Source organism: Paenibacillus vini, from assembly GCF_018403325.1.
GTDB classification, from domain to species: domain Bacteria; phylum Bacillota; class Bacilli; order Paenibacillales; family Paenibacillaceae; genus Fontibacillus; species Fontibacillus vini.
In genome coordinates, this window is the sequence record NZ_BOSL01000048.1 from 1 (window position 1) to 545 (window position 545).

Annotated in this window: 1 pseudogene; it reads right to left on the reverse strand. The window is 49.7% G+C overall.

The features are described from left to right. Nucleotides 1-545: pseudogene (locus KJS57_RS26070) on the reverse strand (Ig-like domain-containing protein); the annotation flags it as partial.

The following is a 545-nucleotide window of genomic DNA, read 5'->3' on the forward strand; positions in this document are numbered from 1 at the left end:
GGCTTCGTTTTGTCGATGGTAAAGCTAACAGTCGTCGCATTGCCGGCGGCATCACTCACGACAAGCGTGTAGCTGCCTTCTGCACTTATCGTAGTGCCCGAAGTATACGGCTGGTCGTTTAACAGAGCATTCCCCTCTGTAAACGTGATTGTTTGATCCGTATTGTAATTGCTTCCGTCTGTTACCCCCGTTACGGTTGGAGGTGTTTTATCGAGTGAAAATGTTACCGTTGTTGTATTTCCTGCCGCATCCGTTACGATGAGCGTATAATCGCCATCCTGGCTGATCGTATCGCCTGACATGAACGAACCACCGTTTAATGTCGCAGTCCCTTCGTCAAACGTCACCGTTTTATCCGTGTTATACAGCTTCCCGTCTTCTACGCCCGAAACCACTGGCTTCGTTTTGTCGATGGTAAAGCTAACAGTCGTCGCATTGCCGGCGGCATCACTCACGACAAGCGTGTAGCTGCCTTCTGCACTTATCGTAGTGCCCGAAGTATACGGCTGGTCGTTTAACAGAGCATTCCCCTCTGTAAACGTAAT